The sequence below is a fragment of the Flavobacterium sp. LHD-85 genome (assembly GCF_030929595.1).
GTDB lineage: Bacteria > Bacteroidota > Bacteroidia > Flavobacteriales > Flavobacteriaceae > Flavobacterium.
Genome location: NZ_JAVFVR010000003.1, coordinates 211740 through 228738, shown reverse-complemented (window position 1 = coordinate 228738; position 16999 = coordinate 211740). Strand labels below are relative to the sequence as shown.

Here is a 16999-nt window from a genome sequence, read left to right as displayed (position 1 = left end):
TTTGATGGGCAAAAATAGCAATTAAATCAAAAAAAACGCTCCTAAAGGAGCGTTAATTCTTTTCTAACAAACTAAACAAGTTTATCTGCTAATCTAAACCTAGTAAAGTTTATTTTTTTACAGCAGCTTTTGCTGGCGTTTTCGGGCTGTCGGAGAAAAATTCTGAAATTGACTTGAAGATTCCTTTGCTTTCTTTTCCGGCAGCCAGTTTCTTAGCTTCGCCCTTTTTTACATCTGCTTTAAATTTAACACGCAGTTTTTCAAATTCTTTCATTCTGCGCTCTACATCTGAGTTTACTTCCTTGAATTTCAATACTTTAGCCATAATGTAAGTTTTTCGTCGTAAATAATTAAAATTATTACTGATTTGGTACTACAATGATACATAATTTAATTTATATTTGTTAATAAAAATTAACACTTGTTTAGCATAACTTGCGTTAATTTTTAAAAACGAATACCAACACAAACTAAATTTAACATTCCTCCCAAAATCCTACAAAATCATGAATGAAATCACAACTACACTGAATGACTTTCTTGTTAGCACCAAATCTACTGCAGCATTAATTTTAAATGGAAAGGGAAAACTTATCACTTCCTTAAACCTAGATTATGGCGACAGTATTGCTGCAATGAGTGCAGCTATTTTATCTATGAGCGAAAAATTCTTAATTGATTTGGAAAAAGGCTCCTTAAAACAATTATACCTAAAAAGTGCCGAAGGCGTTATTGTTGGAAACAAAATAAGCGGTTCTAACTTTATCGTTGCTTTTTCTAAAGAAGGAAGCAATCTTGCATTATTAATGCGCTCTACAGAAGAGGTTTCTATTGAACTAAGCAAAAATTCTCTATTGAAATAACATAAAATTCTATTAACAAATAACCCAAATGAACTATGAGTAATGATTTTTTAAACGTGTTTTTAAACGAAATGAAAACCAATGTAAACGGCTTCATCGCTGTAGCAGTAACAGAAATTGAGTCTGGATTAAGCTTTGGAAATTTAACTATCGATCCAAGTTTTGATCCTGAATTAGCCGCTGCCTATAACTTAGAAGTTGTAAAAGCTAAATTGAGCGCTGTAAAAGCACTAAATTTAAACCAGGACATCGAAGATATTTTGATTACACTATCTAATCAAATTCACATTATCGATATTTCCCCTAACAAAAAATTCATGATCTATCTTGCTGCTGATGCTTCAAAAGCAAATTTAGGTATGACAAGAGCTATTTTAAGAAAACACAAAGCAGACGTTGAAAAAAATCTAGCATAATATGCAACAATTTTACTTTTTCAAAAACCGCCTATATTAAGGCGGTTTTTTTTTGAGCTTATTCGAAAAAACTCTTAGGTAATTTTACCTGCTTGATTCTTACAAAATAAATCATTGAAAAAATTACTTTATTTTGATTAATTATAAATAATTTCTTTCAATAATAATTCATGTCAGCAAACATAAACCTTATCAAACATTAAACAAAAAAAACGCTCCTAAAAAGGAGCGTTTTCTTGTTCTATCCAAAGATATTTTATAATTATCTCTGCAAGTTTTTAGCTTCGATACTCATTGTTGCATGAGGAACGATTTTAAGCCTTTCCTTGCTAATTAATTTACCTGTTACTTTGCAGATGCCGTAAGTTTTATTTTCTACACGGAATAAAGCATTTTTCAAGTCACGAATGAATTTCTCTTGTCTGATAGCCAACTGTGAGTTTGCTTCTTTAGACATGGTCTCACTTCCTTCTTCAAAAGCTTTAAAAGTTGGAGAAGTATCGTCAGTTCCGTTATTCAAATCGTTCATATAGGCACTTTTGATCAAATCAAGATCTTCTTGTGCTTTTTTAATTTTTGCTTGGATTATCTCTTTGAACTCTGCTAAATCAGCATCAGAGTATCTTGTAATTTCATCTATCATTTTCTACTATTTTGAAATTAATATAATGGTTCTAATGTCATCAAACTCAATTTCTGTGCCGTTTTCTAACGTGTCAGCAAAAACGAGTTCGTCTGTTAATGTTTCAGACTTAATATAGCCTTCATTTTTCGAAACTGCATCTTCTAAAATGCCGTCTCTCTTTATTTGAACTTTAATCTTATCCGTAACCTCAAATCCTGAATCTTTACGAATGTTTTGTATTCTATTTACTAATTCTCTAGCGATACCTTCATTTTTTAATTCTTCGGTAAGAGTAATATCAAGCGCAACTGTTATTCCGTTTGAATTAGCAACCAACCATCCTTCGATATCTTGCGATGTAATTTCCACATCTTCTAATGATAAAGTTACACTATTTCCTGCAATAACAATATCTAGCGTTCCTTGCTTGTCTAACTGATTAATCTGATCTGCAGAAAAACCTTGTATCTCCTTAGAAATCAGACCCATATCTTTCCCGAAACGTGGTCCAAGGGCTTTGAAATTAGGCTTAATTTGTTTTACCAAAATACCTGAAGCATCGTCTAAAAGTTCGATTTCTTTTACGTTTACTTCAGCTTTCACAAGGTCAGAAATAGCCTCGATTTCAGCACGCTGATTGTCGTCAAGTACCGGAATCATTACCTTTTGCAGAGGTTGACGAACTTTTATCATCTCTTTTTTACGTAGTGATAAAACCAAAGATGAGATCGTTTGCGCCTTCTGCATTTTGCTCTCTAACGTTTTATTAACAAAGTTTTCGACAAATTTCGGGAATTCAGCCAAGTGAACACTAGCAAAATCCTCGGTTCCCGTAGAAGCTGTCAAATCTCTGTATAATTTATCCATAAAAAATGGAGCTACTGGAGCGCTTAGTTTACTGATTGTAAGCAAACAAGTATAAAGCGTTTGGTAAGCTGCAATTTTATCTTTTGCATATTCTCCTTTCCAGAAACGACGACGGCATAAACGCACGTACCAGTTACTTAAGTTTTCCTGAACGAAGTCAGAAATGGCTCTTGTCGCTTTTGTTGGCTCATAATCTTCGTAACATTCGTCAACAAATTTGATTAGCGAATGTAATTCAGAAATAATCCATTGATCGATTTCTGGTCTTTCGTTTAACGGGATTTCAGCTTCTGCATATTTAAATCCATCGATGTTAGCATATAACGAAAAGAAAGAATATGTGTTGTATAAAGTTCCGAAGAATTTACGTTTAACCTCAGCAATTCCTTCAAGATCAAACTTCAAGTTATCCCACGGATTTGCATTCATAATCATATACCAGCGTGTAGCATCTGGGCCGTTTTCTGCAATGGTTTTAAATGGGTCTATCGTATTTCCTTTACTCTTAGACATTTTAATTCCATTTTTATCCAAAACAAGACCGTTTGAAACTACATTTTTGTAAGCTATTTTATCAAAAACCAAAGTTCCGATAGCATGTAAGGTATAGAACCATCCACGTGTCTGGTCTACTCCTTCGGCAATGAAGTTCGCTGGAAAATCTTTGTTTCCATCAATTTTATCTTTGTTCTCAAAAGGATAGTGCCATTGCGCATAAGGCATTGCTCCAGAATCGAACCAAACGTCGATTAGATCACTTTCGCGCTTCATTGGTTTCCCAGAAGCAGAAACTAAAGTAATGGCATCAACAACATTTTTATGCAAGTCAATTAAATCATAGTTTGATTCAGACATATTTCCAATCTCAAACCCTTTAAATGGATTTTCTTTTTGGAAACCTGCTTCGATTGATTTTTCGATTGCATTGTACAATTCTTCAACAGAACCGATAATAACTTCTTCCGTTTTATCTTCTGTTCTCCAAATTGGCAACGGAATACCCCAATATCTAGAACGAGATAAGTTCCAATCATTAGCATTTTTAAGCCAATTTCCAAAACGTCCTTCACCAGTAGATTTAGGTTTCCAATTGATAGTTTCGTTCAGGTCGAACATTCTATCTTTTACATCGGTTACTTTGATGAACCATGAATCTAGAGGATAGTATAGTAACGGCTCGTCTGTTCTCCAACTGTGTGGATAACTGTGCACGTATTTTTCAACTTTAAAAGCTTTGTTTTCTTCTTTAAGACGAATAGCGATTTCAACATCAACAGATTTCTCTGGAGCTTGTCCTGCATCGTAATATTCGTTTTTAACATATTTACCAGCTAAATCACCTACATGAGAAGTGAATTTTCCTTGTAAATCTACTAATGGGACTGCGGTTCCGTTTTCGTCAAGAACCAACATTGGCGGCACTTCTGGTTTTGCTTCTTTAGCAACTTTAGCATCATCTGCACCAAAAGTCGGAGCTGTATGCACAATTCCTGTTCCGTCTTCTGTTGTAACGAAGTCTCCAGAAATTACTCTAAATGCATTTTCTGCATTTTGATATGGCAATACATAAGGCAATAATTGCTCGTAACGGATTTCTACTAAATCTGCTCCTTTTGCCTCAGTTAAGATTTTATATGGCAATTTTTTGTCGCCGTTTTTAACGTTGTCAAAATCAGCATCATCTTCGCTTACGAAATATCCTTTCCCGAATTGTTTTCCAACTAAGTTTTTAGCCAAAATAACATTGATTGGCTCAAAAGTATATTGATTGAAAGTTTTAACTAAAACATAGTCGATTTTTGGACCAACTGTCAAAGCTGTATTCGACGGAAGTGTCCAAGGCGTTGTCGTCCAAGCTAAAATGTGAATATCTCCAAAACCTTGTAAAAAGCTTGGTAAAGTTTCTGGTAAAGTTTTGAATTGCGCTACAATTGTAGTATCCGTAACATCTCTATAAGCACCAGGCTGATTTACTTCGTGAGAAGAAAGTCCTGTTCCTGCTTTCGGAGAATATGGCTGAATCGTGTATCCTTTGTACAACAAGCCTTTATCGTAGATTTGTTTCAAAAGCCACCAAACAGATTCCATATATTTTGGTTTGTAAGTCACATATGGATCTTCCATATCAACCCAATACCCCATTTTTTCGGTCAAATCATTCCATACGTCAGTATAACGCATAACGGTTTTTTTACACGCTTCGTTATATTCTTCGATCGAAATGGTTTTACCAATATCTTCTTTTGTAATTCCTAATTCTTTTTCAGTACCTAATTCTACAGGCAAACCGTGAGTATCCCATCCGGCTTTTCTTTTTACTTGAAAACCTTTTTGAGTTTTATATCTGCAAAAAATATCTTTAATCGCACGTGCCATTACGTGGTGAATTCCAGGCAATCCGTTTGCTGAAGGCGGACCTTCAAAAAATACGAAAGGTTCAGCACCTTCGCGAGTTGTTACACTCTTTTCAAATATATTTTCTTTCTTCCAAAAATCAAGAACTTCAGACGCTACAGTTGGTAAGTCAAGTCCTTTGTATTCAGTAAATTTTGTACTCATTTTATCCTTTTCTTAAACGAGGTGCGAAAGTAAGGAATTTTGAGTAAAATAGAGAAAATATCATGGAAAAAAGACCGATTTCAGGAAATTTCGAGTAGATTCCGCAACAAATATTGCCCTTTTTATCGGTTTAAGAGAAAACTTCTTTTAAAATCTCTAAAGATTTAGGTTTTTTGAATCCTTCCAAATGCAAACTGTAATAATCAATTATAATTTTCAGAAGGATTTGCCTTTCTAAAACATGAAATATTTTTTGATCGTTATCGAATTTTAAATCCAAAAGCTTTTTAAACAAATTGGTTTCGTGTTCAGGCAACACATTTCCATTTTGAAAAAGCGTAAAAACACCTTCATTCATTTCAAAAAAAGGAAGATTATTTTCTGAAAGATCTGGATAAAAGCCAAGATATTTTGTTATTTCTAAAAGCAGGATTAAATGAAAATTAGAAATCTCATCATGATGATCCAACCACGTTAATGCCGTTTCTAAAAACAGGAAAAGCTGTTCGTTTTTTTCTTCTTCCTGAATGGAATAATGAAGCATTTCTGAAAGAAACATTACCATTGTACTTTTCACAATATCAGTATGTATACTCTGAAAGGGAATAGCCGTTTTTATTTCCTTAAAATTTTCAAGCGTCCCTTTATTTTTATGAACTGCTTCGATTTCTAAAATTGAAAAAGGCTGAAAATAAGCAATCTTCTGACTTGCTTTTCGGCTTGAAAAAGCGTCACGCACAAAATAAGATTTCAATCCGCTTGAAAGTGTAAAGCATTTTACAATCAAGCTTTTTTCTTGAAACTTTAAAGATGAAATTACTATGGCTTTGGTTTTGACGAGCATTTTTAATTTTAGATTGTAGATTTTAGATTTTAGATTCCTATCCAAAACTAAAAACTGTGACTGTGACCGAAAACTGCGACTGAATACTAACGAATTATCATTACTTTTTTAACTTTAGTTTCCCCACCATCTTCTCCAGAAATAAAAACCATATAAACTCCAGAAGCTACTTTGTATTTTCCAAAAGCAGTTGTGTCCCATTCAATTGTTCCGCCTGAAGAAGTTATTTCGTAAACCAAGTTTCCTTCGATATCTGTGATTTTGACATTTGCTTTATCAATTAATCCAGCAACTTTAACCGTTCCTGTATACGTCGGACGCACCGGATTCGGATAAACATATACATTACTCAAATCATCATTTGCTTCTGTTGCAATTCCGCCAAAAGAAACTAGTCCTTTACTAGTTGCAATAAAAACTTCTCCTGTTTTAGAATTTATCTTGACATCATTTACATAATTACTTGGTAGTGGCGAATTGTTTATTGTAAAATGATATTTGGTTTCCTGCCCATTTGGCGAAACCATAAACACTCCAGAATCTGCAGTTCCAATCCATTTATTGTTTGCTCCGTCAACAGCTATAGAAGTTATAAATTGTTCGTAGAGCAGCTCTTGAGCCAAATCGTCTTCGGTTATGATAATTGGATTTGCTTTTAACTGATTTTCCGATTGAAAACTTGAGACATTAGACAAAACCCTCAACCCTTTTGTTGTCCCTATCCAAAGCTGATTTTTTGTATCGATTGCTAGAGTTCTAACGTCTTCTATTGGCAGATTACCTGCATCAGCGCCAAAAGTCATTTTTTTGAATGTATTTGTGCTTTCATTAAACCCAACAACTCCATTTCTATAAGTTCCAATCCATTTTACATTATTGCGATCAACAGCTATACTTGAATAGCTTTCGGCTTCTGCATTGCCTAAAATCGAAGTCATTGCATAACCACCCCACTGCCCATTTGTTTTTAAAACTTTCAATCCGTTATTAACTCTACTATTAGTCACCCAAAGATTTCCAGATCTATCAAAAGCTGTTGCATTGATTCGAACGTCTATATAATTTGGCCCCTCCGTGGTAATAGACTCCAAACCGCTATTTTCCTCATTATATAAAAGAGTAGGGACATCATTTTCTATTTTTACTAATCCTGAGAAAAAAGAACTAGCATAAACGTGTTTTTCATTATTCGGATTTATGCTGATTCTAGTTATTGTCTTTGCATCATACATCTCAGAATATGGAATATTTAACCATCTTGAAGCATTAAATCGGCTAATTCCGTAACTATCTAAAGGATATGGATTATACGAAACGTCATAATCGCCATAAACTGCCCATAAAGTACTTGAACCTGTATCTATAGAGAAAATATTATTGCGTATTGGGCCGCTAGGTGTGCTATTTTCGAAAGCCGTAACGTTATTTAAAGTAGAAACAAACAAACCTTTTTCTTTTGTTCCGATAAAAATCTGATTTCCAATTGCAGTTGCACAGCTAAAATTTAAGGTATTATCTAAAACCTGAGCATTTGAAATCTGACGATTCAGCACCATCTGATTATTGTACACATAAACCGTACTGGCAGTTGTAATAAATAAATTATGATTTTTTGCTCTTACATCAACAGCGGCCTGAGGCAATTGCGAAAAACCTACAAATGCACTTGAATTGAATCTATGAATATATCCAGAATCATTTACAGCAATAAGTTCTGTGTCTAAAGCCTCAACACCAGACCAGCTTCCTGCATTTACAACAGTCCATTGGCTGTAATCTATTAAATTAGCATTTGAACTATCAGCTCTTCTAATACCACTAGCTGTTGCCGCAAAAATAAATCCGTTAAACATTGTGGTTTGCCTAACGCTTATTTCTGCTCCGTTATCTCCAATAAAATAGGTGTCGCCAAATTGCGAAGTTTTAAGATTGAACTGAACAATTCCGAAATCGCAAGAAACATATACCAAGCCATTGTTTTCCATAAAATGATTGATCTTTTTAGTATTTGCCGGAAGTTGTTTGTTAATTATATCTACAACTTTTACAATACTTCCATCAACATCGTTAACCAAGATCATCAAACCGTTTTCGTAACCGATTATTGTTTTTTTGAATGATTCACTATAATAAACTGCAGAAATTGTCTGACCCGAAAGTCCATCCACAGTAGTGGTCGATTTTAGAACATTGGTCGTTATATTTCTTGAAAATAGTGCGTTTTCTGAAGCCGCAAATATACTTGCAGTCGATTCTGAAATATCTTTTATTTCATTAAATGAAAAATATCCTTGCCAAGACAACTTGCTCTGCGCCCCGCAAAATTGAATTAGAAATAAAAGCAAACTGCAGCAAAATACTTTTTTCATCATTTAATGTATTCGAATTGACAAATATAATACAAACGGGATTTTATTTAATTTTTAGCCTAAATAAAATGCCCCCGACATCTTATTTAGATAATCGAGGGCATTTTTAATTATTGTGAGCGAATCTTAAACTACACCTTGTGCAAGCATCGCATCGGCAACTTTTACAAATCCGGCAATGTTTGCTCCTTTTACGTAGTTAACATATCCGTCTTCTTCAGCACCGTATTTTTTACATTGATTATGAATTCCAACCATGATTTCTTTTAATCTCAAGTCTACCTCTTCACTAGTCCAATTTAAACGAATTGAGTTTTGAGTCATTTCTAATCCAGAAGCAGCAACACCACCAGCATTTGCAGCTTTTCCTGGAGCGAATAACACTTTATTGTCTAAGAAAAGTTTAATAGCATCTAATGTAGAAGGCATGTTTGCAGCTTCAGTTACACATAAAACACCATTATCGATTAATTTCTTAGCATCATCACCATTTAATTCGTTTTGAGTAGCACATGGAATTGCGATATCTACTTTTACTTCCCAAGGGCTTTTCCCTTTATGGAATATCGCATTTGGATATTTCTCTAAATATCTTTCTGCTCTATTGTCTCCAGTAGCTCTCATTTCGACCATATGGTCAATTTTTTCTCCAGAGATACCTTCTTCGTCATAAATGTATCCGTCAGGACCAGAGATTGTAACAACTTTACCTCCTAATTCATTTACTTTTAAAGCTACTCCCCAAGCCACGTTTCCGAATCCTGAAATAGCAACTCTCTTGCCTTTAATTTCATGACCAATAGTACGAAGCATTTGATCTGTAAAATATACGACTCCATATCCTGTAGCTTCTGGTCTGATTAATGAACCACCGTAAGCCAAACCTTTTCCAGTTAAAACTCCTGTAAATTCATTTCTAATTCTTTTATATTGTCCGAACAAATAACCAATTTCTCTTGCTCCAACACCAATATCTCCAGCTGGAACGTCAAGATCTGGACCAATATGACGGCATAATTCTGTCATGAATGACTGGCAGAAACGCATAATTTCTCCGTCTGATTTTCCTTCTGGATCAAAATCAGAACCACCTTTACCTCCACCCATTGGAAGAGTTGTCAAACTGTTTTTGAAAACTTGTTCGAAAGCAAGGAATTTTAAAACTGATAGATTTACTGTATGGTGAAATCTAATCCCTCCTTTATAAGGTCCAATTGCAGAGTTCATTTGAATTCTGAAACCTCTATTCACAATAATTTCTCCTTTATCGTCTACCCATGGAACTCTGAATATTATTGATCTTTCCGGTTCAGCGATTCTTAAAAGGATATTCTTTCCATCATATTTCTTACGTTCAGAAATAAACGGAATTACAGTTTCTGCGAATTCTCTAACTGCTTGAAGAAATTCTGGCTCGTTTGGATTTTTTGACTCAACAAGAGCCATAAATTCATTTATTTTTTGTTCCATCTTTGAAATAAATTTTCAGATAATTTAGATTTAATTTTCACTCTTATAAAAACAAGAAATTGTGTTTAAGAAAACGTTTTCGTTTTAACTGACAAAGATATGGCAAATAATGATTCGATGTTATAATTTTCACTTTTTTGAAACGATTTGTGGTTTTTTCAAACATTCCAAAAAAAACACATTTTTCATGTAGGTGTTTACATGCAAATCACCTTTTAAAAGTTAGTAAATTAAGTATTTTGTTACTTATTTTTCAATACAGCAATTTAATATTTTGAATCGATTATGTTTTTTATATATTTGCCTCGATTTGTAAGCCCCTAAAAAATGCCTAAGCACCTATTTATCACATTATTTGCCTTACTGGGCATCTCAACTGCTGTATCAGCACAAGGATTGGCCCAAGAGATCGGAATCTATGCAGGACCAGTAACTTTGCAGTCCGATTTTGGAGAAAGAAACAACTTTGATAATAATGTCGGAAACACAGGCTTTGGCATTGGAATCATGCACTTCATAAACTTCTCTGCCAATAACAATAGAGAAAACTATTTTACAGAACATTTTAAAGTAAGATCTGACCTATCATACAGTAGAACCAACTTAAAGCATCATGGCCAGTGGGTTGAATACAAGCCTAACGGGGTATTTGCAACGCAATTAAGAAACATGCATGCAAGTTCAAGCATAGTAAGTTTGGGAGCACAGCTAGAATTTTCTCCTTTTATGAAAATCCACGACTTCGAAAACACAGTTGGTAGCTTCAGTCCGTATGGTGCTTTTGGAGTTCAAGTAAGCTATTATTCGGCAAAAGTTGGATCTCATTTAGGAGACATTACACTTCCTGATAATACTCCAGGAAAATACTTAACTCCATCTGACGGACGTGCACATGGTTTTTCTACTGAAACTGGCGTAGCTTTAGCTGCTACAGCAGCAGTTGGAGTTCACTATAAACTAACTACCATGAGCGATCTAATGTTTGAAACTCGTTTTCATATGTACAGTTCAGACTGGATCGACGGATTAAACCCAAACAAAGATATTTACAAAGAAAACAAATCTAACGATTGGCAGGTTTGGTTTAATTTTGGATACATCCACTATTTAGAATTCTAAAAAAATTAAATCCCAAAATATAAAAAATCCCAAATTCCAAAACTATTAAAAGCGGAATTTGGGATTTTAGTTTTTATTGGAATTTATCTTAAGCCAAAGCTTGCTCTAAATCTGCGATTAAATCTTCTGCATCTTCGATGCCAACACTTAATCTTACCAAATCATCAGTAATACCAACTTCTGCTCTTTTATCTGCAGGAATCGATGCGTGAGTCATTAAAGCTGGGTGATTTGCCAATGATTCTACTCCACCTAAAGATTCAGCTAATGTAAATACTTTCAATTTTTCTAAAAACGCAATAGAATCTTCTTTTTTCCCTGACTTAAAATCAAACGAAACCATTCCGCCAAACGCTTTCATCTGTTTCTTTGCAATTTCATGAAAAGGATGATTTTTTAAACCTGGATAATAAACCGTTTTAATCTTTGGATGATTGCTTAAATACTCAACCACTTTTTCTCCATTTTCACAGTGTCTCTGAACTCTTAAAGCCAAAGTTTTGATTCCTCTTAAAACTAAAAAGCTATCCATTGGTCCAAGAGTCGCTCCTGTTGCAAATTGCTGAAAATGCAATTGATCTCCAAGGGCTGCGTCTTTTACAATTAAAGCTCCAGCAATAACATCAGAATGTCCTCCTAAATATTTTGTTGCAGAGTGCATAACAATGTCCGCTCCTAAATCAAGAGGCTTTTGTAAATATGGAGTTGCAAAAGTATTATCTACTGCAAGAAGAATTTTTTTCTCCTGCGTGATTTTTGCTATTTCTTGAATGTCCGCCAATTTCATCAACGGATTTGTTGGTGTTTCTACCCAAATTAGTTTAGTGTTTTCGTTGATTAAACTTTTCAGTTTTTCGATATTTGTCATATCAACAAAATGAAATTTAATACCCGAATCTTTATAAACGCGAGAGAACATTCTGTAAGTTCCACCATACAAATCATCCATTGCAATAATTTCGTCTCCTGCTTTAAAAGATCTTAAAACGCAGTCTGTTGCAGCAAGACCAGACGAAAATGCCAATCCGCGGGTTCCATTTTCAATACTTGCCAAAGCATCTTCTAAAGCAGTACGAGTCGGATTAGATGCTCTACTGTATTCGTAATCCGCCAAAGGTTTTCCCGGACTTGTTTGCACAAATGTTGAAGTCTGATATACTGGTGGCATAACTGCACCTGTACTTGGATCATGATGCTGTCCTCCGTGTATTACTTTTGTATTGAATTTCATATAGTTATAAATTTAAATTCTTTAATTCTTGTACAAATTTACCGCTTAATTTATTTTATCGCGATACAACTTCTTACCTTTGTAGATAATTAACACTTTTTGATATGAAAAATTACTTATTTATACTCTTTTTGTGTTTGATTTTTACAAGTTGCAAAAAAGAGCTTTCATTTGAAAATGAAACGTTTGAAGAGAAATCTACTGTACCGTGCGCAAATGACTGCCCGAAAATCACGATAGAAGTTCCTATTGCTAAAAATATTAAAGTAACATCAGACAGCATCAATAAAAAAGTCTTTGCTGTTATTAAGGAGATTGTATTTTTCGAAGAAGATTCAGTAAAAGTTGATGATTATAAATCGTTGGCAAAATCGTTTATTGCTTCTTACGAAGAAATGCATGAGAAATTCCCAAATGACACTTTTGGCTGGGAAGCAAAAATTATTGGAAATATCGAATTTGAATCTGATCAGGTTTTAAACCTTAAAATTGATCATTATACTTTTACTGGAGGCGCTCACGGATATCAAGGCTACCGTTCCTTATTATTCGATAAAAAAACAGGAAAAGCGATTTTCAACAAACAATTATTCAAAAACGAAAAAGAATTTAAAGCTTTCGCTGAAAAAACTTTTAGAGCAAAATATAAAATTCCAGAAAAAGCCAATATTAATGCTACAGGTTTAATGTTTGAAAATGATAAATTTCAGCTTCCTCAAAACATCTTTTACACTTCGGCTGGCTTACTTTTATATTACAACTCATATGAAGCTGCATCTTACGCTGATGGCCCAAAAGAGCTTATATTTCCGTATGAAGAGGTAAAAAAGTATTTGAATTTTCAATAGAAAAAATAAATCAAGCGATTTATTTAGTTCCTGTATATTATCGTAGAGACGCACTGCAGTGCGTCTAACACAATCTTTATCGATATGCTGACGTAGACGCACTGCGGTGCGTCTCTACAGAAAAACCTTAGAACCTTTCTTACTGCACATCATATTTCATTTTGCGCAAAACTCGTAAAGCTTCTTTAAAAGAAGAATAGATATTCTTATAAGGTTTCAAAAGCAATTTTGCATCGATTAATTTTTGCCTGGCATCTTCGAAACCATTCAAATGACAAATCATAAAAGTGGAAGGAAGGTTTTCCAGATCTTTCATTTCGCGTTCAGATAGAGAAATTTCTTTCTCCAGTTTTCTAAGCAGCGCTATGTTAGAATTATAAATATGATGCAGCATTTTTCGATTGAATTCTGGTGGCTGAAAAAGCATTTGACGATCAATTTTATAATATCCGTTATCAAAAAAATGGATCGTTTGTTCTTCAAGCGGATAATAACTCGTTTTGTCATTTAATCCCAACGGAACATATTCAGTAATAGTAAAAGTATCGTCGTTATATTCGATCGTAACCACATCTTGTGCAGAATAAAAAAGTTTAATCTGTTCGTTTATCAATTCGATATCAACTCTTGAAAGATATGTTTTATCACGAAGTTTTTTAGGAACTCCAGCCCAGCAGATTACAAACAGTTCCTTGAAAACATGATATTTTGGCGACATATCTTTATGTCTGAAATTCATAAAATCAATAACGCCGTCTAGTGTATATTGAATACTATTTCGAGAACTGTTTTCTATCCCAATTACGGTTTCTGTATTCTGATTGTTTTTCTCTATTTCCTCATATTCTTCTAAAGGGATCGAATTACTGCCACGTCTTATAAAAATGCTATTAGCAAGAATAGTGTGAATTCCTTTTTTAAAGTAAGAGATTTTGCTTTTAGGTTTGATGGTAACCAGACCGATTACTTTGTCTTTTGGAAGGTTTGGAAAAGGAACGTTTTCGTATTGAATCTTAGGCGGATTTTCTAAAAAAGCATTGACCAGATTCTGAATTCGGCTATCATCAAAGAAGTCATCACCGACAATTTCGTTATCCTGATCTTCTACTCCAACTACGATATAAGAATTGTTGTTAGGATTGGAATTGGATAATGCGCAAATATGCTTTAAGAACTTTCCTTTTCCTTCTCTGGAATGAAGATTCAATTGCCTTTTCTTATCATAAAAACTGCTTTCGTCATTATGAGCGAGGAGATTTTTAATTAAAAGGCGTTTATTAATCATGTCGGTTTTATTTTGCCACGAATTGCACTAATTCGCACTAATTTAATTTATTAAAACTTAAAATTAAAAAAAAGACGCACTACTGTGCGTCTCTACATTCGATTTTATTTAAATATTTTTCTTTACAATCGTCGAAGACGCCTGTGCCGTACTCATCACAACCAAATCGGCAATATTTACATGATAAGGTCTCGAAACCACAAAGTGAATAATATCCGCAATATCTTCTGCCTGCAGCGGATCAAATCCTTTATAAACATTTGCTGCTCTTTCAACATCTCCTTTAAAACGCACTTCGCTAAATTCTGTTGCTACCATTCCTGGATGAATACCGCCAACTCTAATTCCAAACGGATTTAAATCGATTCGCATTCCTGCTGTAATGGCATCAACGGCGTGTTTAGAACCGCAGTATACATTTCCGTTTGGGTAAACTTCTTTTGCCGCTGTTGAACCAATATTAATAATGTGCCCTGATTGCCTCTCTACCATTTGCGGAATAATTGCTTTGGAAACATATAAAAGACCTTTCACATTAATATCAATCATGGCATCCCAATCGTCTAAATTTCCATTCTGAATTGGATCTAAACCATGAGCATTTCCCGCATTATTAATTAAAACGTCAATCGTAGAAAAATCTTTTGGCAAGGCAGCTATTTTTTCTAAAACTTCTTCTTTGTTTCGAACATCAAATGCTAAAGAATGCACTTCTGTAAAAGTCGAAAGCTCTTTTTCAAGTTCTTCTAAACGGTCTGTACGTCTTCCGCAAAGCACTACCTTATAATTGTTTTTTGCTAAAATCTGAGCGGTTGCTTTTCCAATTCCGCTTGTAGCTCCAGTAATTAAAACTGTCTTTTTCATTTTAAACTATTTATTTTTTTGACACAGATTAAAATAATGCATCATTTTTTTAGGATTAAAATCGTGTTTAATCAACCTTCCTCTTCCTTAAGATTTGATTAATTCAACACAAAATTACGGCATAAAAGCACTAAATGAAGTTCGTTCTGCGTTATAAATTTACTAATTTAAAACAAAGAAGCTTATGAAAGCTGTAAACCTCAAATTTAGAATTTTTCTCTTGGCGTCATTATCTACTCTATTTCTAGCAAGCTGTAGCAGTAGTGATAGTAATGATGGTTCACAAACTTCAAAAGTAAGTGTACGAATGACAGATGCACCGGGTGATTACGATCAGGTAAACGTTGAAGTTTTAGACGTTAAAATTAAAAGCACTTCTGAAACTGGCGAAGATGGATGGGTTAGCATAGGAAACATCAAACCTGGAATATATAATTTATTGGATTTAACTGGCGGTGTAAATGTTCTTTTGGCAGATAACGAAGTGGCATCTGGATATTTAGGCCAAATTCGATTAATTCTTGGAGAGCATAATACTGTTGTCAAAGACGGTACGACTTATCCTTTAAAAACACCAAGCGCCCAACAGTCGGGTTTAAAATTAAAAGTTAACCAAACATTGACAGCAGGTGTAACTTATGACTTTTTATTAGATTTTGATGTAGAACATTCTGTTGTTGTAGAAGCTGGCAATTCTGGCAACTTCAATTTACATCCTGTAATTAGAGTTTCTACAAACGCAACATCTGGTATAATCAAAGGAATTGTAACGCCTTTTACTTTCCAGTCTTTAGTATCAGTTCAGGTTGGAGACACAACAGTTTCAGCTTATACGGATGAACTAGGAGTATTTCAGCTAAATGGTATTCCGGCAGGAACTTATTCCGTAACAATTACTCTTGATGCAAGTTCACAATTGCCAGCTTTAGTTGTTCCTAATGTGGTGGTGGTAAATGGACAAATCACAAACATGAACACTCTCGTTTTAAAATAAAAACTCTAAAACATAAAAAACAGCTATTCTAAAAAGCAGAATAGCTGTTTTTTTTTTATGGTCATTGCTTTAAGAATTAAAAATGGCTTTTAACTCTATGAATGCCCTTAATCTGTGGCAAAATAATTTAATTCTTATTTTTCCATTCTTCTAAATTCAATACCATATTGAGCGCTGTCCAAGTTTCTCCCTCAACTTCTCTTAGGAGTTTTTTATCGGGATTAATCGTAAAACCAACTTTCTCATAACACTTTTGAGCTCCAATATTAAAATCGAAGACATTCAATTCAATGTTTCTTTCTTTTCTGTTTTCAAAAATAAATTGCAACAATAAGCTCACCATTTTTTCTCCAATTCCCTTTCCTCGCTGTTTTTCGTCAATAATTAGAATCCGTCCCAATTTTGCAGAATCATCTTTAAAGTAAATTTCGCAATGTCCAATCGTATTTCCGTTAGAACTATTTGCAACTCTAAAGGCCATTCGGTTTTCATCAGAAAGTGTTCTATCTATTTGACTCTCCGTTAAGGGAAAAGTAAATTCTGGCCCTCCAAACTGCATTAAATCTTTGGCATTTTTGACAGAATCGATCAATTCAGAATAATCTTTTCTCTCAAATTTTTCAAGGCATATCATTTTTCAGAATA

Annotated in this window: 15 protein-coding genes; 5 read left to right on the top strand and 10 right to left on the bottom strand. The window is 34.1% G+C overall.

The genetic code is table 11. The annotated features are described in order from the left end of the window. Positions 1 to 109 precede the first annotated feature (109 nt). Positions 110 to 325, bottom strand: a complete 216-nt coding sequence (locus tag RB618_RS06850) for a hypothetical protein (protein WP_095928396.1) — start codon at positions 323 to 325, stop codon at positions 110 to 112. 181 nt (positions 326 to 506) lie between these two features. Here RB618_RS06850 and RB618_RS06845 point away from each other — a divergent pair, with 181 nt between their 5' ends. Continuing rightward, complete coding sequence (locus RB618_RS06845) at positions 507 to 863, top strand: roadblock/LC7 domain-containing protein (RefSeq protein WP_308068072.1); 357 nt, start codon at positions 507 to 509, stop codon at positions 861 to 863. Positions 864 to 898: 35 nt separating this feature from the next. Beyond that, on the top strand, positions 899 to 1279 hold the full coding sequence (locus RB618_RS06840) for a hypothetical protein (RefSeq protein WP_111425195.1): 381 nt from the start codon (positions 899 to 901) through the stop codon (positions 1277 to 1279). Positions 1280 to 1541: 262 nt separating this feature from the next. On the opposite strand, the gene RB618_RS06835 is transcribed toward RB618_RS06840, so the two are convergent. The 5 genes from RB618_RS06835 to gdhA form a co-directional block, all read right to left on the bottom strand. Further along, positions 1542 to 1922 (bottom strand): TraR/DksA C4-type zinc finger protein, encoded by a 381-nt coding sequence (locus RB618_RS06835; RefSeq protein ID WP_012022792.1) that lies wholly within the window; start codon positions 1920 to 1922, stop codon positions 1542 to 1544. Positions 1923 to 1928: 6 nt separating this feature from the next. Continuing rightward, positions 1929 to 5330: an isoleucine--tRNA ligase gene (gene ileS / locus RB618_RS06830; RefSeq protein WP_308068070.1), complete on the bottom strand. Its 3402-nt coding sequence runs from the start codon at positions 5328 to 5330 to the stop codon at positions 1929 to 1931. A 130-nt stretch (positions 5331 to 5460) separates the two neighbouring features. Next, a complete protein-coding gene (recO, locus tag RB618_RS06825; protein WP_308068069.1) occupies positions 5461 to 6174 on the bottom strand; it encodes a DNA repair protein RecO in 714 nt (237 codons plus the stop codon). Positions 6175 to 6260: 86 nt separating this feature from the next. Beyond that, a complete protein-coding gene (locus tag RB618_RS06820; protein ID WP_308068223.1) occupies positions 6261 to 8543 on the bottom strand; it encodes a T9SS type A sorting domain-containing protein in 2283 nt (760 codons plus the stop codon). Between the two features lie 126 nt (positions 8544 to 8669). Next, entirely contained in the window at positions 8670 to 10013 is a 1344-nt protein-coding gene (gene gdhA, locus RB618_RS06815) for an NADP-specific glutamate dehydrogenase (protein ID WP_281634136.1), read from the bottom strand. Positions 10014 to 10340: 327 nt separating this feature from the next. Between gdhA and RB618_RS06810 the strand changes: the two genes are divergently transcribed. Beyond that, the gene (locus tag RB618_RS06810) at positions 10341 to 11132 is read left to right on the top strand and encodes a glutamate dehydrogenase (RefSeq protein WP_308068068.1); all 792 of its coding nucleotides are present in this window, start codon (positions 10341 to 10343) and stop codon (positions 11130 to 11132) included. Between the two features lie 88 nt (positions 11133 to 11220). Here the strand turns inward: RB618_RS06810 and RB618_RS06805 are convergent, their stop codons facing one another. Then, on the bottom strand, positions 11221 to 12363 hold the full coding sequence (locus RB618_RS06805; protein ID WP_281634138.1) for a cystathionine gamma-synthase: 1143 nt from the start codon (positions 12361 to 12363) through the stop codon (positions 11221 to 11223). Positions 12364 to 12467: 104 nt separating this feature from the next. Here RB618_RS06805 and RB618_RS06800 point away from each other — a divergent pair, with 104 nt between their 5' ends. Then, on the top strand, positions 12468 to 13211 hold the full coding sequence (locus RB618_RS06800; RefSeq protein ID WP_308068067.1) for a PdaC/SigV domain-containing protein: 744 nt from the start codon (positions 12468 to 12470) through the stop codon (positions 13209 to 13211). Positions 13212 to 13350: 139 nt separating this feature from the next. On the opposite strand, the gene RB618_RS06795 is transcribed toward RB618_RS06800, so the two are convergent. Both RB618_RS06795 and RB618_RS06790 read right to left on the bottom strand, forming a co-directional pair. Then, positions 13351 to 14496 (bottom strand): ATP-binding protein, encoded by a 1146-nt coding sequence (locus RB618_RS06795; protein ID WP_308068066.1) that lies wholly within the window; start codon positions 14494 to 14496, stop codon positions 13351 to 13353. A 108-nt stretch (positions 14497 to 14604) separates the two neighbouring features. Beyond that, positions 14605 to 15360 (bottom strand): SDR family NAD(P)-dependent oxidoreductase, encoded by a 756-nt coding sequence (locus RB618_RS06790; RefSeq protein ID WP_308068065.1) that lies wholly within the window; start codon positions 15358 to 15360, stop codon positions 14605 to 14607. 184 nt (positions 15361 to 15544) lie between these two features. On the opposite strand from RB618_RS06790, the gene RB618_RS06785 reads away from it, so the two are divergent. Next, positions 15545 to 16354 (top strand): DUF4382 domain-containing protein, encoded by an 810-nt coding sequence (locus RB618_RS06785; protein ID WP_308068064.1) that lies wholly within the window; start codon positions 15545 to 15547, stop codon positions 16352 to 16354. 127 nt (positions 16355 to 16481) lie between these two features. Here the strand turns inward: RB618_RS06785 and RB618_RS06780 are convergent, their stop codons facing one another. Next, complete coding sequence (locus RB618_RS06780) at positions 16482 to 16988, bottom strand: GNAT family protein (protein WP_308068063.1); 507 nt, start codon at positions 16986 to 16988, stop codon at positions 16482 to 16484. Positions 16989 to 16999: the final 11 nt, after the last annotated feature.